7 protein-coding genes are annotated in these 21,537 nt (G+C 60.9%); 6 read left to right on the top strand and 1 reads right to left on the bottom strand.

The annotated features are described in order from the left end of the window. The first annotated feature begins 92 nt into the window (after window positions 1-92). From ABD937_RS20010 to ABD937_RS20000, 3 genes are all read left to right on the top strand, one after another. Window positions 93-980, top strand: a complete 888-nt coding sequence (locus tag ABD937_RS20010) for a polysaccharide deacetylase family protein (protein WP_345257692.1) — start codon at window positions 93-95, stop codon at window positions 978-980. A gap of 661 nt (window positions 981-1,641) precedes the next feature. Beyond that, the gene (locus tag ABD937_RS20005; protein ID WP_345257691.1) at window positions 1,642-8,724 is read left to right on the top strand and encodes a malectin domain-containing carbohydrate-binding protein; all 7,083 of its coding nucleotides are present in this window, start codon (window positions 1,642-1,644) and stop codon (window positions 8,722-8,724) included. A 515-nt stretch (window positions 8,725-9,239) separates the two neighbouring features. After that, window positions 9,240-15,218 carry a malectin domain-containing carbohydrate-binding protein gene (locus ABD937_RS20000; protein WP_345257690.1) on the top strand — a complete coding sequence of 1,993 codons (5,979 nt, stop codon included), beginning with the start codon at window positions 9,240-9,242 and terminating at the stop codon, window positions 15,216-15,218. 381 nt (window positions 15,219-15,599) lie between these two features. Here ABD937_RS20000 and ABD937_RS19995 read toward each other — a convergent pair whose 3' ends face one another. Beyond that, window positions 15,600-17,291: a Kelch repeat-containing protein gene (locus ABD937_RS19995; RefSeq protein ID WP_345257689.1), complete on the bottom strand. Its 1,692-nt coding sequence runs from the start codon at window positions 17,289-17,291 to the stop codon at window positions 15,600-15,602. 288 nt (window positions 17,292-17,579) lie between these two features. On the opposite strand from ABD937_RS19995, the gene ABD937_RS19990 reads away from it, so the two are divergent. The 3 genes from ABD937_RS19990 (at window position 17,580) to ABD937_RS19980 (ending at window position 21,344) form a co-directional block, all read left to right on the top strand. Then, window positions 17,580-18,749, top strand: coding sequence for a tyrosine-type recombinase/integrase (locus ABD937_RS19990; RefSeq protein ID WP_345257688.1), 1,170 nt, complete (start codon window positions 17,580-17,582; stop codon window positions 18,747-18,749). Window positions 18,750-19,850: 1,101 nt separating this feature from the next. After that, the gene (locus tag ABD937_RS19985) at window positions 19,851-20,309 is read left to right on the top strand and encodes a hypothetical protein (protein WP_345257687.1); all 459 of its coding nucleotides are present in this window, start codon (window positions 19,851-19,853) and stop codon (window positions 20,307-20,309) included. 645 nt (window positions 20,310-20,954) lie between these two features. Next, complete coding sequence (locus ABD937_RS19980) at window positions 20,955-21,344, top strand: hypothetical protein (RefSeq protein WP_345257686.1); 390 nt, start codon at window positions 20,955-20,957, stop codon at window positions 21,342-21,344. The last annotated feature ends 193 nt before the right edge of the window (window positions 21,345-21,537 follow it).

Genomic DNA, 21,537 nt, shown 5'->3' with positions numbered 1-21,537 from the left:
GCAGGAGTTTTCAATTCACAAATCTTTAACCGGAGGGCGTTTCCGACGAATGCAGGGCCGACGTAGCTTCAGCTCCAAATCTGTTCTTCAACATGGAACCTGCTTCCGACGACGAGGGTGATACGGCCGCCGCTGCCGCTCCCCGCCTCCTGCTCTTTGTGACCTTCGTGCTCTTTTGTTTCCAACCCTCTTCCCGCCCGCGTGGCCCTGAGCCGCCGGCAGTGCCGCTCCTGGCGTCGGTGCGCCGCGAGGCGCCGAAGCCGCCCCCGGCTAAGCCACGCAAGCCCAAAAAGAAGATCTACCTCACCTTCGACGACGGCCCCAACCGCGGCACCCGCAACGTGCTCGACATCGTGGCCGACGAGGGCGTGCCCGTATCCTTCTTCCTCGTGGGTGAGCATGTGTTCGACAGCCGCGGCCAGCGCGCCCTCTTCGACAGCCTGAAGGCCTGCCCCCACGTGGAGCTCTGCAACCACAGCTATTCGCACGCCCACCACCGCTACACGGCTTACTACGCGGCGCCCGACTCCGTGGTGGCCGACTTCCGCCGCACGCACGACTCGCTTGACCTGGCGTCACTTGTGGCCCGCACGCCCGGCCGCAATATCTGGCGCATCGACTCGCTGCGCGCCACCGACCTGAAGGGAAGCACCGCCGCGGCCGACTCGCTGCAGCGCGCCGGCTTTGCCCTTATGGGCTGGGATGCCGAATGGCACTTCGACCACAAAACCTACAACGTGGTGCAGAGCGCCGAAACCATGCTCCGCCAGATCGACTCCGTGTTTGCCGGCGGCCGCACCAAGCGCCCCGGCCACCTCGTGCTGCTGGCCCACGATCAGGCGTACAGCGCCTCCGCCGACTCGCTCGAGCTGCGGAAGTTCCTACAGGAACTGAAGAAAAAGGAAGACTATGAGCTCCTCTTTGCCACCGAGTACCCCGGTGCTGTACCGGGTGCCGACAGCCTGTTGGTGAAGAAGTAAGCATTCGCTGGAAAAGCTCCTCACGGTTTCCCTTTGATAGCTCGTCCGTTGCTAGGGCTACACGTCAACGCGAAGGCGTGACCCTCAGGCTCCCGCTGCGCGGTGTTCCGGGCCTTGTACCCGGGGTGATCCTGTCTTCGGAACTGCCCACGCATTCCGGGTGTTTCCCTGGCAGAGCTGTGTCCGCCAATGCCCGCTCCCACCGGCAGGTGGGCGGTACGCGGCTCTGTTGGCATAGGGTGGCGACGGTAGCGAACCGGGTTTCCATGGGCAAAGTGTGGCGCGGATGCGGGATTTGTAGCGTAATGATGTGCTTGTGCACTGGCCTCATTGGGGAAAGCCCCTGCAAGCTCTGGCTGGGGAATGCCGCGCGCGAACACCTGTTTGTTATATAAAAGCTGTGTTTTCGCTATGTTTCCGCGAAATCGCCCTGCAAGTGAGGAACATTTAATCCAATTTTAATTTTAGCATTCTATTTGTATTTCCAAGGATTCCCAACCGCCGGCCGGTTCCTCGTTCCTGCTGGTATTCGCTAACCTATCGAAATGCAACACATGAAAAAAACTGTACGCACTTCCCCGCCGGGATTGTAGGCAACATCACACGACTCTGCAGCTAACCTTATCCGATTGTAATAATCAGATACCTAAACCCTACACTTATGTCCCGGCTCCGTCCCGCCAAGTCAATTGGCATTCTGAACGTATTTTCCGTAGTGATCCTGGTCTTCCTGTCGATCACAGCAGAGGCACAGATCAGCTTCACCTCCAGTGCGCTGAAGCTGAACGGTACCACCGTTTATAACCCTACCTCCATCCAGTTCGGCCCCGACAAGCGTTTGTACGTGGCGGAGCAGGCGGGGTGGATCCGCATTTATACGGTAAAGAAGAACGGTGCGAACGACTACTCGGTCACCGGATTTGAAACGATCAACGTCGTTAACCAGATTCCCAACCACAACGACGACGGCACGCTCAACACGTCCATCACGAAGCGCCAGGTTACCGGCATCGTGCTGCGCGGCACCGCTACCAACCCCGTCATCTATGTGAGCTCCAGCGACAGCCGCATCGGCGGCCCCAGCGGCGAGACCAACCTCGACACCAACTCGGGGATGATCTCCATGCTCACCTGGGACGGCACCAAGTGGGTAAAGATCGACCTCGTGCGCGGCCTGCCCCGCTCCGAAGAGAACCACTCCGTGAACGGCATGCAGCTCGACGACGTGACCAATACCTTATTCGTCGCGGTCGGGGGCTTCACCAATGCGGGCGCCCCCTCTACCAACTTCGCCTACACCACCGAGTACGCGCTTTCCGCGGCCATCGTTTCCATCGACCTCAACGCCATCATGGCCCTGCCCACCAAGGGCACCGGCAACACAGCGTATAAATACGATCTCCCCACGCTCGACGATCCCACCCGCGCCAACCAGGCCGACGGCACCGACGTGGGCGACCCCTTCGGCGGCAACGACGGACTCAACCAGGCCGTGGTGGTGGCCGGCGGACCCGTGCAGGTGTTCGCCTCGGGCATCCGCAATGCCTACGACCTCCTCATCACGAAGTCGCGTAAGATGTATACGGTCGACAACGGCGCCAACCAGGGCTGGGGCGGCTACCCCGACAAGGAAGGCACCACCAATGTGACCAACAACTATATCGCGGGCGAGCCGGGCTCCACAACGGCAACGGCCAACCACCCGCAGGTGAACAACCTCGATAACTTTCACTACGTAGGCGACCTCAACACCTATGTGCGCGGCTCCTTCTACGGCGGCCACCCGAACCCCGTGCGGGCCAACCCCGCCGGCGCCGGCCTCTATACCCACAACGGCAGTGTGGGCGTCTTCCGTACCAGCACCACCGGCACCAACCCGCTGCCGGCCAACTGGCCCCCCGTGCCCGTAAGCATGGCCGATCCGAAAGAAGCGTTCTATAAAATGCCGGGCAATGCCGACGGCGCCTTGCTGACATTCAAGTCGTCGACCAACGGCATCACGGAGTACACCGCCTCTACGTTCGGCGGCGCCCTCAAAGGGCACCTCCTCGTTGCCGAGTACAACGGCGCGATCGGCCTCATCAAGCTGACGGCCGACGGCACCAACACCACCAACGCAAAGGATCCCGTAAACAAGATGAACAAGGAGCCGGATTTCGCCTCCAACTTCGGCGCTACGCCGCTCGACCTCATCGCCCAGGGCGACAATGATCCCTTCCCCGGCACCGTATGGGTACTCACCTACGGTGCAAATGCCATTACCGTCTTCGAGCCCCAGCAGAACGGCGCCTGCACGGGTGCCGACAATACTTCGGATGAAGACGGCGACGGCTACACCAACAGCGACGAGCTCGCCAACGGCACCAACCCCTGCTCCGGCTCGAGCAAGCCCGCTGACTTCGACGGCGACAACCTCTCCGACCTCGCCGACACCGACGACGATAACGACGGCATCAACGACAACCTCGATGCCTTCGCCATCGATGCCACGAACGGCCGCGGCACGTCGATGCCCATCACCTACAACCTGTTCAACAACGACCCGGGCAAAGGCTTCTTCGGCCTTGGCTTCACGGGCCTCATGAGCAACAGCGACTCCGATTACCTGAAGCTGTTCGATAAAGACGATCTTATTGCCGGCGGTGCCGTAGGTGCCTTCTCGGTGGTAGACGTACCCGCGGGCGACGCGCTCGGTACCCTGAACACCCAGAAGAACGCCTTCCAGTTCGGCGTGCAGACTGCCGGCCTGCCCTTTACCTTCAAAGGCCGCATCCTCGGGCCCTTCTTCAACAACCAGACTCCTTCCGGGTCGCAATCGCTCGGCGTTTTCATCGGTAGCGGCGACCAGGACAACTACCTCAAGATCGTGCTCAACGCCAACGGCGGCGCGGGCGGTATCCAGGTAGTTTATGAGAACGCAGGAGTGGCAACCACCCAGCAATACCCGATCGCGGGTGGCATCCCGGGCTCCACGCTCGACCTTATCCTGACATACGACGCGGCCACGGGCAGCGTACAGGCGGCGTACGCGTCCAACAGCGGCGCGGTGATCAACGTGGGTGCGCCCATCGCCGTAAGCGGTGCCGTGCTCCACGCGCTGAAAGGAAATACGACCCTGGCCGTGGGTGTGATCGCTACCTCCAAAGGAGGCGCTCCCTTCACCGCCACGTGGGACTATCTCTATATGAACGCCGATGCCATTACCTCCAGCGGTACCTGGCAAACGGTAGCCCCGGCTTCCGGCACCTTCACGGGCCGCGAGGAGAACGCTTACGTTCAGGCCGGCGATAAGTTCTATCTCATGGGAGGACGCGGCAACAAGCCCGTGCAGGAGTACAACCCGGTTACCAAGGCATGGGTCAACAAGGCCTACCAGCCGCTGGAGCTGCACCACTTCCAGGCGGTAACGCTCGACGGGCTCGTGTACGTGGTCGGTGCCTTCACCGGTGCTTACCCCCGCGAGACGCCCGTGCCCAACGTTTATATGTTCAACCCCGCCGCCAACCAGTGGATCACCGGCCGCAGCATTCCCGAAGCCCGCCGCCGCGGCGCGGGAGGCACCGTGGTGCACAACGGGAAGATCTACCTCGTTGGCGGCATCACCGACGGTCACTGGGCCGGCTGGGTGAAGTGGTTCGATGTATACGACCCGGCCACCAACAGCTGGACAACGCTCCCCGATGCCCCGAGAGCGCGCGACCACGCACAGGCAACCATTGCCAACGGTAAGCTGTACTTCGCCGGCGGCCGCCGCTCCTCCGCGAGCACCAACCAGGACTTCGAGCTGGCCGTACCGGAGGTGGACGTATATGATTTCGCTACCGGCACCTGGTCGACGCTGCCTGCCAGCGCCAACATTCCGACGCCCCGCTCCGGCGCGAGTAACGTCACCATCGGCAACGAGGTGATCGTGATCGGCGGCGAAAGCGCTTCGCAGCTCGCTGCGCATGCCGAGACGGAAGCGCTCGACGTGACCACGAATACCTGGAGAAGACTCGCCGACCTCCAGACCGGGCGTCACGGCACGCAGGCCATCGCCAACAATGGCGGCATCTTCACGACCACCGGTGCAGGCAACCGCGGCGGCACGCCGATCCTGACGACGCAGGAGGCCTTCTACTTCTTCGGACCGACGAGCCCGGAGGGCGTTGCGATCACGGCAGGCGCGCTGGCAGCACCCGGCACGCTCAACTTCGGCACGACCGGCATCAACGTATCCACTACGAAAACGCTGCTGCTGTCGAACACGAGCGGCAACCAGGCGATCAACGTGAGCACGATCATCGTCTCCGGCGCCAGCTCCTTTACCTTCACCTCGCCCCACCCGCTGCCCTTCGTGATCGCCCCCGGGCAGAGCGTTAGCATCAGCGTCACCTTCAAGCCGGTGTCTGCGGGCAGCCAGACCGCGAACCTGATCGTCGAAAACTCCGGCCAGGGCGGCAGCGTGACGACCGTGCTCAACGGTGTGGGCAACGCGGTAGCCTACCGTATTAATGCGGGCGGCGCCTCGGTGACCAACAGCATCGGTACGTTCGGCTCCGATAATTTCTTCTACCCGGCACCGGGCACTACCAAAAGCACCACGGCAGCGATCGCCGGTACCACCGACGACGCCATGTACCAGAACGAGCGCAACGGCACGAGCCTCAGCTACGACTTCGCGGTCAACAACGGCCAGTACAAGGTGGTGCTGCACTTCGCAGAGATCACCCACAGCGCCGCCGGCAGCCGCCTCTTCGACGTGTCGATCGAAGGCGCCAAGAAGCTGGATAACTACGATATCGTTGCCAAGGCCGGCGCCGCCTTCACGGCCCGCGTAGAGACCTTCACGGTGAGCGTGACGGACGGCACCCTGAACGTCAACTTCAGCTCCCTGGCTGCCGACGGCGGCAAGGACCTGGCGAGCATCGCGGCGATCGAGATCGTGAGCGCCACCGTGGCCAACGAGCCGCCCATCGGCGACGCGGGCCCCGATAAGAGCATCACCCTGCCCACGAACACGACCGTGCTCAACGGCTCGGGATCGGATGCGGGCGGCTCCATCGCCGCCTACACCTGGACCCAGGTGAGCGGCCCCGGCATCGCCACGTTCAGCAGCAGGTACGTAGCTGCGCCCACGCTCAGCGGGCTGCAGTACGGCATCTACGTCTTCTCGCTCGTAGTGACCGATAACCAGGGTGCCACGAGCGCGCCCGACCAGGTGACCGTGGTGGTGAACGGCGCCCCCGGCACGAGCTCGGGCCAGTCGACCGTACGCATCAACGCGGGCGGCCAGCAGCTGAACACCAGCATGGGTACCTTTTCGGCAGACAACCACCACACGGCTTCACTCGGCATCAACAGCAGCACGGCACCCATTGAGGGCACTACGGATGATGCGCTCTACCAGACCTACCGCTGGGGCTACCTGTTCGATTATAAGATCCCGGTGAACAACGGCCAGTACAAGGTGGTGCTGCACTTCGCGGAGACCAACTTTACCGCCGCCGGCAGCCGTAAGTTCGACGTGGAGATCGAAGGGGTTTTGAAGCTGGATAACTACGACATCTTCGCCAAGGTAGGCGGCAAGACAGCCACCACGGAAACCTTTACGGTCATCGTGGGCGACGGCTCCCTGGACATCAACTTCAATTCGAAGGCATTCCATGGCGGAAATAACAACGCCTTGATCTGCGGTATCGAGATCATGCCCGCTACCGCAAGCGGCAACGCGGCTCCGGTGGCGAACGCTGGTCCGAACAAGACCATCACCCTGCCGACGAGCACGGTGGTGCTGAACGGCTCGGGTACCGACAGCGACGGCTCGATCGCCGCCTACAGCTGGAGCCAGGTGAGCGGTCCCGGCACGGCTACCTTCAGCAACAAGGCCGTGGCCGCCCCGACGGTGAGCGGGCTCGCACAAGGCACCTACGTGTTCGCACTCGTAGTGACCGATAACGCGGCTGCCAGCAGCTCCGCCTCCCAGGTTACCGTAACGGTGAACGGAGCGGCTGCCGCCAACCAACCGCCGGTGGCGAATGCCGGTGCGGACAAGACCATCACGCTTCCTGCGAACTCCACGGTGCTCAACGGCTCAGGCACCGATACAGATGGCACGATGACCACGTACAGCTGGAGCCAGGTGAGCGGCCCGGGCGCTGCGGCCTTCAGCAGCAGCACCGTAGCTGCGCCCACCGTGAGCGGGCTGGTGCAGGGCACCTATGTGTTCTCGCTGCTCGTGACCGATAACGCGGGAGCGACGAGCGTACCCGACGAGGTTGTGGTGACGGTGAACGCGGCCCCGACCCCGGGGCCGGCAACCGCCGTGCTCCGGATCAACTCGGGCGGTGCGCAGGTAACGAACAGCATCGGCACGTTCGCGGCAGACCAATCCTTCTCGCCCAACCCGGGCAACAGGAACAGCAGCACCGCAGCCATCAACGGTACCACCGATGATGAGATCTACCAGAGCGAGCGCTGGGGAAGCACCTTCAATTATAACTTCCCGATCGCCAACGGTGAGTACCGCGTGGTGCTGCACTTTGCCGAGTTCACGTACGCCACTGTCGGCCGCCGTGTGTTCGACGTGACGATGGAAGGGGTGAAGAGGCTCGACAACTACGACATCTTCGCCAAGGCAGGTGCCTTTACCGCCATCACCGAATCCTTTACGGTGAACGTAACAGACGGCGTGCTGAACATCAACTTCAGCTCACTCGCTGCCGATGGCGGAAAGACCTACGCGAAGGTGTCGGCCATCGAAGTGCTGAGGGCCGGGGCACCGAATGCAGCCCCGGTAGCCAATGCGGGCCCTGACCACAGCCTGACGCTCCCGACGAGCTCGGTGGTGCTGAACGGATCGGGCACCGATAACGACGGCACTATTACCACGTACACCTGGAGCCAGGTGAGCGGACCCAACACGGCCACCTTCAGCAGCAACGCCGTAGCCGCGCCCACCGTAAGCGGGCTCGTGCAGGGCTCCTATACCTTCCAGCTCGTGGTGACCGATAACGCGGGCGCGCAGAGTGTGGCCGACGGGGTGACGGTGACGGTGAACGGCGCTCCGGCCTCCACGCAGGCAGTCAGCACCTTTACGCTGATCAATGCCGACACGGACCAGGACCTCTTCACGATCGCAGACGGCGCCACGCTCGACCTCGCGACGCTGCCCACGCGCAACCTGAACATCCGCGCCAATACATCGCCGGCAACGGTAGGCAGCGTGCGGTTCGTGCTCAGTGGGGCGCAGGCAAGAACGGTAACCGAGTCGGGCGCCCCCTATGCCCTGTTCGGTGATAATGCAGGCAACTACAACCCCTGGACGCCGGTCCTTGGTGCCTATACCCTGCAAGGGACGCCCTATACCGGCTCCGGCGCCACGGGTACTGCAGGTACGGTGCTCACGGTACGCTTCAACGTAGTGAACAACCCGCCGATGGTGACGAGCCGCGGCCGCGGCGGCGCCCAAGCCAGCAAGGAAACCGTTGCAGTCCCTGGGGAGCAGGAACTGAAGATCTACCCGAACCCCACTTCCGGGCGGCTTGCGCTCCGGTTTTCGGAAGCGGTAAGCGAGGATGTCACGTATCTACTGTATGGTCCTGCCGGCAACCGCATCGGTTCCGGTGTACAGCCCCTGGGCAAGCCAGCGGCCGAAGTGGCGATCGACCTCAGCAGGCACAACCTGGCCAACGGGGTATATTACCTCGAGGTGAAGTCGGGTCAGTGGCGGAAGACGGTACGGGTGATGATCGCCGGCCGGTAAAACCGGGGATAGCCGGTGGAGGGTCGTCGATCGATCTTCGACTTCCCATTGAACCATTTTAAAGGAGGGCGCCCCAGCCTGGGTGCCCTCCTTTCTATTAACCAAAGGCGATCAGGGCCGCGCTTAGAGGCTTACTGCCGGGCTTCGTTGTAGGTTTTTTCTTCTGCAGGGGTGTGGACAACTTGGGAAATCCTTCCACGGCAGCTCCACAGTAGCGAAGTCCGTCCGCCTTCGGCCATACATCATATATAAAACATTTGCCCTGTGAACAGGTGAAACGTTGATCTTCTTCACTTTATAATGGGGAAGATTTAATACAGGTGGGGTTTTAGCATTCTTTTTGTTTTGAATAGCCCAGCACCGTTTCCTGCATCTATTCGATTAACCTACTGAAACCACCCGTCATGATAAGACAACTACCTCCTCTCTACACCCTTACACAGGCTGTTTCCCTGGCGTTCCGCTAACCACGCTCCCCGTTCAAAAAACCCACGACCTCCCTAAACCATTCCTATATGTCCCGGCAGAGTTTTGTCAAAACGTTTGGCTTTTTTCGAATACTAAGCGCACTCCTGCTGTGCTCCTTTTCGGCGCAGGCACAACAATTCAGCTTCTCCTCGAGCGGCCTCAAGATGAACACGGCCACCGTCTTCAACCCCACGTCGATCCAGTTCGGCCCCGACGGCCGCCTCTACGTGTCGGAGCAGGCCGGGTGGATCCGCATTTATACGATCAGGAAGAACGGCCCCAACAACTACGAGGTCACCGGCTTCCAGACGATCGGCCTCATCAACCAGATCCCCAACCACAACGACGACGGCTCGGTGAATACCACCGTAACGAAGCGCCAGGTCACAGGCATCCTCGTGAAGGGCACGGCCGCCAACCCGGTCATCTACGTGAGCTCGAGCGACAGCCGCATCGGCGGCCCGAGCGGTGAGACCAACCTCGATACCAACTCCGGCATCATCTCCATGCTCACCTGGGACGGCACCAAGTGGGTGAAGGTGGACCTCGTGCGCGGCCTGCCTCGCTCCGAAGAGAACCACGCCGTCAACGGCATGCAGATCGACGACGTGACGAATACGATGTTCATCGCCGTGGGGGGCCACACCAATGCCGGCGCCCCGTCCACCAACTTCGCCTACACCACCGAGTACGCCCTCTCCGCGGCGATCCTTTCCGTTAACCTTAACGCCATCATGGCCATGCCTACCAAAGGCACCGGCAACACGGCGTATAAATACGATCTCCCCACGCTCGACGACCCCACCCGCGCCAACAACGCCGATGGCACCGACGTGGGCGATCCTTTCGGCGGCAACGACGGCCTCAACCAGGCCATGGTCGTGCAAGGCGGTCCCGTGCAGATCTACTCCGGCGGCTGGCGCAACTGCTACGACCTCGTGCTCACGAAGTCGCGCAAGCTCTACGCCGTCGACAACGGCGCCAACCAGGGCTGGGGCGGCTACCCCGCCAACGAGGGCGCTTCGGCCACCAACAACTACGTGCAAGGCGAGCCGGGCTCTACCACGGCTTCTGCCAACCACCCGCAGGTCAACAACCTCGACAACTTCCATTATATCGGCGCCATCGACAACTATACGCCGGGCGCCTTCTACGCAGGCCACCCGACGCCGATCCGCGCTAACCCCGCCGGCGCCGGCCTCTACACGCACGACGGCACTACCGGCGTGTTCCGCACCAGCAAGACCGGCACCAACCCGCTGCCGGCCAACTGGCCGCCCGTGCCCGTGAGCATGGCCGACCCGCGCGAAGGCTTCTTCAAGATGCCGGGCACCGGCGACGGCGCACAGCTCACGTTCAAATCGTCGACCAACGGCATCGCTGAATACACGGCGTCTGCATTCGGCGGAGCGCTGAAAGGCCACCTGCTGGCCGCTGAATACAACGGCGACATCGCCCTCATCAAGCTGACGGCCGACGGCACCGACGTGCTCAATGCCCGCAACTCCGTTACGAAGCTGAACGAGGAGCCGGTCTTCGCCTCCAACTTCGGCTCCACGCCGCTGGACCTCGTGGCCCAGGGCGATAACGATCCCTTCCCCGGCACGGTGTGGGCACTCACCTACGGCGCCGACGCCATCGTGATCTTCGAGCCCCAGGAGAACAATGCCTGCACGGGCGCCAACAACACTTCCGACGAGGACGGCGACGGCTACACCAATGCCGACGAGCTCGCCAACGGCAGCAACCCCTGCTCCGGCTCGAGCAAGCCCGCCGACTTCGACGGCGATAAGGTGTCTGATCTCAACGACGCCGATGACGACAACGACGGCATCAACGATACCGCCGATCTCTTCGCCATCGACGCCAGCAACGGCCGCACCACGACACTCCCCGTTACGTACAACCTGTTCAACAACGATCCGGGCAAAGGCTTCTTCGGCCTCGGCTTCAACGGCCTCATGAGCAACGGCAGCACCAACTACCGCGACCAGTTCAACGGCGACAACCTCGTGGCCGGTGGTGCGGTGGGCGCCTTCTCGGTGGTGTCCGTTTCCGCCGGCGACGCCCTCGGCGCGCTCAATACGCAGCAGAACGGCTTCCAGTTCGGCGTGCAGACGGGCGGCCTGCCCTTCACCCTGAAAGGCCGCATTCTCGGGCCCTTCTTCAACAACGGAACCCCCACCGGCTCGATGTCGCAGGGCATCTACCTCGGCAACGGCGACCAGGACAATTACCTCAAGATCGTGCTCAACGCCAACGGCGGCGCGGGTGGCATCCAGGTCGTATACGAGAACGCGGGTGTAGCTACTACCAAGCAATACGCGATCACCGGCGGCATCCCGGGCTCTACCCTCGACCTCATCCTGAAGTTCAACCCGGCCACCAACAGCGTCCAGGCGGGGTACTCGTCGAACAGCGGCGCGGTGATCAACGTCGGCACCCCCATCGTGGTGAGCGGCGCCGTGCTGGCTGCGCTGAAAGGACAGGGCGTGCTGGGTGTGGGCGTGATCGCCACCTCTAAGGGGGGTACCCCGTTCACCGCCACCTGGGACTACCTGCACCTCACCGCCGACCCCGTAACGGCCGCAGGCGACTGGACCATCGTGGCTCCCGCCTCGGGCGCCTTCACCGGCCGCGAGGAGAATGCCTATGTGCAGGCCGGCGATAAGTTCTACCTCATTGGCGGGCGCGGCAACAAGCCCGTACAGGAATACAACCCGGTAACGAAGACATGGACCAACAAGGCGTACCAGCCGCTGGAGCTCCACCACTTCCAGGCCGTTACGCTCGACGGGCTCATCTACGTGGCCGGCGCCTTCACCGGCGGCTACCCGCGCGAGACGCCCGTACCCAACATGTATATCTACAACCCGGCTTCGAACAAGTGGCACACCGGTCCGTCGATTCCGGCAGCGCGCCGCCGGGGCGCGGGTGGCGCGGCCGTGCACAACGGCAAGATCTACCTCGTGAGCGGCATCACCGACGGCCACTGGGCCGGCTGGGTGAAGTGGTTCGACGAGTACGACCCGGCCACCGGCGAGTGGAAGACGCTCCCCGACGCACCGCATGCCCGTGACCACGTGCAGGTGACGGTGGTGAACAATAAGCTTTATGTGGCCGGCGGCCGCCGCTCCTCGGCAGCCACCAACCAGGACTTCAACTTCACGGTGCCCGAGGTGGATGTGTACGACTTCGCCACCGGCACGTGGACGACCCTGCCCGCCGCCAGCAATATCCCGACGCCCCGCTCCGGCGCCGCCAACGTGGTGGTCGGCGACGAGGTGATCGTGATCGGCGGTGAGACCGCCACGCAGGTGAAGGCCCACAACGAGACCGAGGCCCTCAACGTGCACACCCACACCTGGCGCACGCTCGACACGCTCGAGACCGGCCGCCACGGCACGCAGGCCATCGCCACCAACGGCAGCATCTACATCGCCACCGGCGCCGGCAACCGCGGCGGCACGCCGATCCTGACGACGCAGGAAGTATTCCACTTCTATGGCCCCACCACGCCCGACGGCACGCCGCTGACGCAAAGCCAGCTCTCGGTGCCCACGACGCTCAACGTAGGCTCGGCCTACCTGAACAACACGGCGGAGAAGGCCCTCGTGCTGACCAATACAAGCGGCAACCAGGCACTCCTCGTGTCGTCGATCACGGTGACCGGCTCGGCTGCCTTCGGCTTCACCGCGCCCATGGAGCTGCCCTTCGTGATCCCCGCGGGCGGCAGCGTCACCATCAACGTGACCTTTACGCCGACAGCAGCCGGCGCGCAGACCGCCAACCTGGTGGTGGCGCACTCCGGCTCCAACGCCAGCACCACTACGGTACTTAATGCCTCGGGCGGCACGGATGGCTCCAACGAGCCCCCGGTGGGCGACGCAGGTCCTGATAAGACGATCACCCTGCCCACGAGCTCGGTCGTGCTCAACGGCTCGGGCTCCGACGCCAGCGGCACGATCGCTTCCTATGCGTGGACGCAGGTGAGCGGCCCCAATACGGCCACCTTCAGCAGCAAGACCGTAGCGGCACCCACCGTGAGCGGCCTCGTGCAGGGCACCTACGTGTTCCAGCTCGTGGTGAAGGATAACGACGGCGCGAGCAGCGCACCCGACCAGGTGACCGTGACCGTGAACGGTGCGGCAACCGGGGGCGGTGGTGGTGGCGCCGTGGTGCACCGCATCAACGCCGGTGGCCCGCAGCTGACCACGAGCATCGGCACCTTCGTGGCCGACAAGAACTTTGCACCCACGCCGGGCAGAACGACTACGGTAACCAGCGCGATCGCCAACACTACGGACGACGCCCTGTACCAGACCGAGCGCTGGGGCAGTACCTTCAGCTATGCCCTCCCGGTGGCCAACGGTCAGTACGAGGTGGTGCTGCACTTCGCCGAGCTGACCGCCACCACGGCCGGTCGCCGCGTGTTCGATGTATCGATCGAAGGCGTGAAGAAGCTCGACAACTACGACATCTTCGCCAAGGTTGGTGCGCTCACCGCCACCAAAGAGACCTTTACGGTGAACGTAACGGACGGTACGCTGAACCTTTATTTCAGCTCGCTTGCGGCCGATGGCGGCAAGACCTACGCCAAGATATCGGCCATCGAGGTGCTGAACCCGACGCCCAACGCGGCGCCGGTGGCCAACGCGGGCCCCGACAACACCGTTACACTGCCTGCGAATTCGGTAACGCTCAACGGCTCGGGTACCGACACCGACGGCACCATCGCTTCTTACAGCTGGACGCAGGTGAGCGGTCCCGGCACGGCCACCTTCAGCAACACGTCGGTAGCAGCGCCTACCGTGAGCGGCCTCGTAGCGGGCACGTACCTCTTCGCCCTGGTGGTGACCGATAACAACGGCGCTGCGAGTGTCGCCGACCAGGTGGGCATCCTGGTGAATCCCGCGCCCACCGGCGTCAGCACCTACCGTATTAATGCGGGTGGTGCGCAGGTGACGAACAGCATCGGCACCTTCTCGGCCGACAACTACTACTCTTCGACCTCGGGCGGCGCGCACAGCAATGTGGTTGCCATCAACGGCACTACCGACGACGCCATCTACCAGAGCGAGCGCTGGGGCTACAATTTCGGCTATGCCTTCCCTGTGCCCAGCGGATCGTACAAGGTGGTGCTCCACTTTGCCGAGATCTACCACACAGCTGCCGGCAACCGCATCTTCGACGTGGCCCTCGAAGGCACGCGGGTGCTTGACAATTACGACATTGTGGCAAAGGTGGGCGCCTTTACCGCCACCACCGAAACCTTTACGGTGAGCGTTACGGACGGTACGCTGAACCTGCAGTTCAGCGCGCTTACGGGCGAAGGCGGAAAGGACAACGCCAAGGTATCGGCCATCGAGATCATCCCGGTGACCAGCAGTACCAACATGGCCCCGAAAGCCAATGCAGGCGCCGACAAGGCCATCACCCTGCCTACGAGCTCGGTGATGTTGCAAGGCACGGTGAAAGACGCCGACGGCACCGTGGTGAGCGTGCTCTGGAGCCAGGTGAGCGGCCCCAATACGGCCTCATTCAGCAGCAAAACGATCCTGAAGCCGACCGTGAGCGGGCTCGTGGCGGGCACCTATAAATTCGCCCTTGTGTGCACCGACAATGCCGGCGCCCAGAGCGTGGCCGACGAGATGCTGGTGGTCGTGAGCCCCGCCGCCGTGACCCGTATGGGCAGCACGACGCCGGAAACAGGAACCGCGCTTGCCAAGGGAGGCGTTACCGAGACCAGCGAGACCGACGACGTGCGCATGAAGGTCTATCCCAACCCGACCCCCACGGGTCCTGTGCAGCTCGTGTTCTCGAAGCCGGTGCAGGGCGAGCTGACCTATACGCTGCATGCGCCCAACGGCACGCGCGTACTGGCCGAGCGCAAGGTGCTGGCGGGTCCGACGTCGATGCTGACGATCCACATGGGCCGCGCCACGCAAAGCAGCGGTATCTACTTCCTGGAAGTAGTGGTCGGGAAGCGCCGCGAGACGATCCAGATCATGGTGACGAACCGGTAACCGCATACCAGTAGAAATACAAAGGGCACCTTCGGGTGCCCTTTGTTGATTTCAGATTTGTTGCTGACGCGCGGGGGGATCTCAGATCGGTGATCGCGGATCGGTGATCTGGATTTCAGATGGGTGATTTTTGATTTCAGATTTGTTGTTGCGATACGGGCGGGAGCGAAACAGAGAAGATATTCGTTTTCGTCGTGCCCCCGAAGCTTCGGGGTGCCGGCGTCTCTTCGAGGAAAGGGACGGTAGCCTCGCATGCCCTGCCTGCACGGCCGGCAGGAGCGGCCTTGATAGCGCAGACGGCTACTCAAATCGTTAATCGCAGCTCTATAATGCCGGTACCGGGGTGCAGGGGCGGAATCACAAATCATAAATCTGAAGTCCTCACCACGTGAGTTTCGACACCTTGTCGGAGAAATAGGTCTGTGAGAAAAGGCCGGCGCCTCCGGCTACATAGATCTCGTTGTTGGCCCCGATGATGGAGGCAACGTATAAGGGATTGCTCAGCTTGCCGACGGTCCATTGGAGCGTTTGCAAGTGGAGGATGTCGAACGTGTCGTGTGTGCCATGGGGCGTGCCGGTGAAGAAGACCAGCTGGGTGCCTTTTTGAACGATCCTGAAGTTGCTGCGTTCGGTGGCCAGGCAGGCGAAGGATCTTGCGCCGGTGGTCACGTCGATCATTTCAACTTGATTGGTGCCCGGCCCGGTTGCGGACACGAAGCCGCCTGCGAGGTAAAGGGTGTTACCGGAAGCAAAGGCGGCATGATACACTCTGGGTTGCGTCATCTGCAGCGCTGCGGGCTGCGACCAGCTGTCGGTGGCGGCGTCGTAAACTTCAATGACCGGCAGCACGGACCCCGCCGCGCCCTGGCTCATGCCCCCGGTAAAATAGGCTTTCCCATTGAGCGCTACGCCTTGTATGTGGGTGCGCGGCTGGGCCAGCTGGGCGGTACGCCAGCTATTGGTGCCGCCGTCGTAAATGTCTACGGTGGTAAGTCCGGGGAAATTCCCTCCTTCCGTCTGACCGCCGGCAATCAGCACCTTGTTGCCAACGGTAACCGCACTGGCATGCGTTCGGCTCACACTCAGCTGCGCCGCCGACCAGGTATTGGAAGGCACATCATATATGTCGACACGCGCGGTGCTGAAGCCCCAGCCATCATGACCACCCGCAACGAAAACTTTGTTTCCGAGTACGGTCACGGCCGGCGAAAGGCGTGCAACCGGCAAGCGCGTCGCGTATGAGGTGTTGGAGGCGAGGTCGTAGATCATGACATGGTCTGAAATACCACCGGAGTAGTATTCGCCACCCACGAACAGCAGCTTGTTGCCTACCTGAACCGCATCCATACCGGCAATACCCGCAGGAAGCTGTGCGCATGTGCCCAGTTGCGCGTTGGCGATTGGACGGTTGGCTACGCCGCAGTCATTGTTTATCCGGATCAGGATGCTGTCGGTGCCAGTGGCGCCCCCGTTGTCGGTAACGGTGAGCCGGAAGAGGTAGGTGCCGGCCGACAAGCCGGATGCCTGGGCTACGGGCTGGGTGGCACCCGTGAGCGCCGGGGTGCCTGCCGCCGAAAGCAGGTCCCATCGATACGCGGTGATCGTTCCGTCCGGATCATAGGAGCCGCTTCCATTAAGCGTAGCCGTAGTAGTGCCGGTGGGCAGGATCGTATCTGCGCCAGCCCTGGCCACGGGTGCGCGGTTGGTGGGGGCTGGGGCTGCACCCACCGTGATCCTCACCGTATCCTTAGCGGTGGCGCCTTTATTGTCGGCTACGGTGAGCTCCAGCTCCCAGCTGCCTGTACTGAGGTTGCGGATTGCTGATACCGGTTCGGTGGGGGAAGCGACGACCGGTCCGGCTCCCGACAGCAGCACCCAGGTATACGAGGCGATCGTTCCGTCGGGGTCGTGGGAGGCGGAGCCGTCGAGGGTAGTAGCGGTGGTCATTGCGGGCAGCGCCTGGTCGGTTCCTGCATCGGCAACCGGGCCGCGGTTGGCGGGGCCGCTTTCGTAGGAGTATTCCCGGGCGCATCCCGATAGCAAGATCAGCAGTATGACGATTGAAGCGCGCAAGGCAACGGTGGGTTGTGAACCGATTGGTTAAGATAGTACATTCTTTCGAAGGGTTGGGCCCTACTCCGGCCGGGGTAGGGGCTGCGAGGCAGCTGCCCGGCGTTATGCCTTCCGTTCCGCCCGATCCGTGACCGGTGGCGCATTTTTAAGACTCGCAAAGCAGTGGTGCGATGGCTCCGGGCGCCGGGAGCTGCAGGAAAAACACCGGCCGGATGAGAAAAACACGGCCGGTTTGCGGGGTTCTTCCCATGGACGGCTGCGCGGGCCGGGAGAGCTTTGTGTTTTACCATGCGTACCATTCAGCTCATCGCTTTTTACCACCGCCGTGCCGAGCGCATCGGGATCCCGTTTCCGAAGGACTGGGCGGACGTGGTAGCGGTGCTGCGCCCGTTGAAGGACGTGGCCTGGAGCCGGACGCGTAATTGCTGGTATGTGCCGCTGTCGCAGGTGCATTTTGATGCGGTGAAGCGGGCGTTGCACGGGAAGGCGCACTTGGACACCCAATTGCTGAAGCAGTATCTGGAGCAGCGGAAAGCCTGTCTGGGAGTGACGGATGCTGAGCGTCTTTCGTCTGCCCGTTCGCGAATTGTGCAGGAGCAGCCATTGAGTGCCGACAACCTGGCTGCGTTCAACCGTTTCCGCGACCTGATCAAGCTTAAGGGGTATAGTTCCAGTACGCTGCGTACTTATTGCACAGAGTTTCATGCATTGCTACGCTTACTGGGCCCGCGTGCGGCAGCGGGCCTGACCCGTGAGCAGGTGCAGTCGTACCTGCTTTGGTTGATGCAGCAACGGGGCTATAGTGAGGCCCATATTCATACCGCGGTGAATGCGCTGAAGTTTTTCTATGAGCAGGTAGAGGGGCGGAGCAAAGAGTTCTACGACTTGCCCCGGCCAAAGAAGCCCCAGACGTTGCCCAACGTGCTGGCTACATCAGAAGTGGAGGAGTTGATCGGCCGAATCCGGAACCTGAAGCATCGTGCCCTGTTGATGACGGCCTATAGTGCCGGTCTGCGGGTAAGCGAATTGGTGCACCTCAAAGTCAGGGACATCGACTCGAAACGGATGACGATCCATGTGCGATTGGGTAAGGGGAAAAAGGACCGGATGGTGCCACTAAGCCCGACGTTGCTGAAGGTGCTGCGGGTGTATTTCCGTGAGTATCGGCCGCGGGAGTACCTTTTCGAAGGGGAGAAGGGTGGTGCGTATGGGGTGCGCAGTGCGCAGGAGGTGATTGCGGCCGCTAAGCGGGCGGCCGGCATTACAAAGAAGGGAAGTATGCATATGCTGCGGCACAGCTATGCAACGCACCTGCTGGAGCAGGGTACGGACCTGCGCTTCATTCAGGAGTTGTTGGGGCATCACCAGATTACGACAACGGTTCGATACACGCATGTTGCTATCAAGGGGCCGGCGAACCTGCGTAGCCCGCTGGACAGCCTCCGCTTGGATCTGTAGGCCGGGTTTTTCGGGTAGTTGAAAAGAATGTCACATTACTATGTCGGTTTGAACTATCAAAGAAACGCGCCTGGATCTGGTTGAACTACCCAAAATGCGCGAGCGCAAAGTGATGGTTGTCAGGAGTTTCGAACACGCAGGTTGTAGTTTGGCGAAGTGATGGGAATAGCGCATATTTACGTGTTATGCGCCACCTGCCTTCCTTAGGTCGAAGTTTGGCCAACCTCACTAAAGTAGCTTCAGATTTTCGGACCATTTCTTCAGTTCGACTTTCGTGTTACCTGCTTCGTAGCGCATTCCGACGTAAACTCGGCGCCACCCGCTTTCCGCTTCGCATTGGGCGCTTCGTCGAATACTTTGTCGACAACTTCTCCGACGGCTTCGCGCGGCCTCTTCGCATCAACGTTCGCGGTGGCCGGGAAGTGCCAACTTCCCAAACTGCTTCGCAGTGGCCGGACGAAGCCGCGCTACCGGAGGCGGACGGCTTGTTACCAGCTCCATAGCGGCGGACGTGAAGGGACGAGTCTTCCTGATCGATTAGCTGGTTCTTCCATCTTAAAGTCCGGCGGCGCATAACATGGGCTATTGCGCTATGGCCTCCGGGCAGTCGTTATAGTTCGTAACTTTCCTCTCGGCCACAGCGCAAAGCCCTGGTCGTTAGCGGCAATGCGGAACTCTCACAAAATTCGAAATGGACGTCAAGTCAAACTACATACCAGTCGATATTTTAGGCGAAACGACAAAAGTGTCGTTGAGATGGTATCGCGGAGCAAGTCGGTATAACAACGGCGCAACACGTTTCGGCAAGCGCCATCTCCTACGACTCGTGCTATCTTGGGCTGCAGAGCGAAAGGCGAATGCGGCAGGTTCTAGCTAGGCTAAATCTCGCGAAACAGCGTAGTCGTAAGTTTTTCGGAATAGAAAATGGAACACAAAGCCGCCGCGAGAGATTGAGCGTCTAGAAAGGCGACGAGGCCTCCCAAGGCACTGCCGCTAACATGGGCTGTTGCGCTATGGCCTCCGAGCACCCAAGTAATTCGTACATTCATTCTCGGCCACAGCGCAAAGCCCTGGTCGTTATGCGCCATCAAAACGAACAGCATGAAAAAGCTAGTTTCTAATGCCGATCTCGAATCCCTATTGAAATCACTTGTGGAAAAAGCATTTCTAAAGAGTGGGCCAAACGTAAAGACTTCCTTAGACGTATTCGAGGACTTTAATAGAACTTACGAGCCGTCAATAATTGATAAAGCGGAACCCGAGCTATTACTATTTCAGTATGGGACTTATGATTGGTATGATGACTACGGAAAGAATTTTCAAATTAGCTTCACAAGACAATTCGGCAGCAACGATAACGAAGAGGAAGAGCTCTACCAACTCACCATTACATTATATTTTGACAAACAAGGCTTTGGCGATGTCGGGAAGATCACGCTCTTTTCAGAAGAAAATGCGCCACTGGACACTTGGTTCCGCACCGTAAGAGATTCCAAAGGTTTTATAGTAGCAGAAAGTCATCAGCCAAAGCGCTATGAGGTCACCCTCAACCTCACTTGAGACGGCGCATAACATGGGCTGTTGCGCTATGGCCTACGAGCAGTCGCTATAGTTCGTAGTTTCATCCTCGGCCACAGCGCAAAGCCCTGTCCGTTATGCGCCACCTGCCTTCCTTAGGTCGAAGTTTGGCCAACCTCACTAAAGTAGCTTCAGTTTTTCGGATCATTTCCTCAGTTCGACGTTCGTGCTACCAGCTTCGTAGCGCATTCCGACGAATAGTTGACGCCGCCCGCTTTTGGCTTCGTATCGAGCGCGTCGTCGAAAACTTTGTCGACAACTTCTCCGACGGCTTCGCGCGGCCTATTCGCATCAACGTTCGCGGTGGCCGGGAAGTGCCAACTTTCGAAACTGCTTCGCAGCGGCCGGACGAAGCCGCGCTGCCTAATGCGGGCGGCTCGGGATCAGCTTCGTAGCAGCGGGCGTGACGGGACCATTCTTGCGGATCGATTAGCTGGTTCTCCGATCCCAAAATCCGGCGGCGCATAACATGGGCTATTGCGCTACTCGCCGCTGCACCTCTTCCTAAAGTGCTATAAATGTCCGAAAGCACTAACTTCATTACTGCGGCGGCAGCGCAAAGCCCTGGCCGTTGCACGCAAGCTTTAGCTGTCATTCTTTAAAGTCGTCTGGCGTAATTTAGGCTGTATGGAGCGTTTCTTTAACTCATGGATTTTTAAGTGCCTTGTGTATGCGAACCTCGCCTACGTATTGTTCGCATTTGTGGCCATGCTAATGTTTGTGCCTAAATTGGCTGGAAACGGCCTAGACATTACATTACTTGATGGGGTGGGGCGGGTAGCATTCGACTTCTTCTTTGGTCCAGTGAAAGCTTCTTATTGGGCGGCCGGGTTGATAGTTTTAGTGAATCTTCCGTTTAAGTACGCTGAGCAGAACATGTCTTTGAGGTCAACATTCGCTGAGCGCAAATTGAGAAGCTATCAAAACTGGTACGAGGTATATTTCTTGCTGCTCTTATTGGTATTGCTGGTAGGGTCTGTTCTGTTGTTTTTGTACGGTGGGCAACTTGGAGCCTAGGTCGACGTTTCCGTCGCCTGCGTGCAACATGGGCTATTGCGCTATGGCCTCCGAACATACAAAAAGTGCTACATTCATCCTCGGCCACAGCGCAAAGCCCTGGTCGTTATGGCGCTATTGCCGGCCGGTGTGGGGCTGTCCTATAGTTCCGCCGCATCAGGAGTTCGGCTGGGTGACCGTTTTCCCCGCTTGC

The sequence above is a fragment of the Flaviaestuariibacter amylovorans genome, assembly GCF_039541815.1.
Taxonomy (GTDB): Bacteria; Bacteroidota; Bacteroidia; order Chitinophagales; family Chitinophagaceae; genus Flavisolibacter; species Flavisolibacter amylovorans.
The sequence above is the reverse complement of the archived record's forward strand: the minus strand, read 5'-3'. Positions and strand labels throughout refer to the sequence as shown.

Coding starts and splice junctions, on each gene's coding strand:
- ABD937_RS20010 (WP_345257692.1), top strand. CDS start 93: ATGGAACCTGCTTCCGACGACGAGGGTGATACGGCCGCCGCTGCCGCT.
- ABD937_RS20005 (WP_345257691.1), top strand. CDS start 1,642: ATGTCCCGGCTCCGTCCCGCCAAGTCAATTGGCATTCTGAACGTATTT.
- ABD937_RS20000 (WP_345257690.1), top strand. CDS start 9,240: ATGTCCCGGCAGAGTTTTGTCAAAACGTTTGGCTTTTTTCGAATACTA.
- ABD937_RS19990 (WP_345257688.1), top strand. CDS start 17,580: ATGCGTACCATTCAGCTCATCGCTTTTTACCACCGCCGTGCCGAGCGC.
- ABD937_RS19985 (WP_345257687.1), top strand. CDS start 19,851: ATGAAAAAGCTAGTTTCTAATGCCGATCTCGAATCCCTATTGAAATCA.
- ABD937_RS19980 (WP_345257686.1), top strand. CDS start 20,955: ATGGAGCGTTTCTTTAACTCATGGATTTTTAAGTGCCTTGTGTATGCG.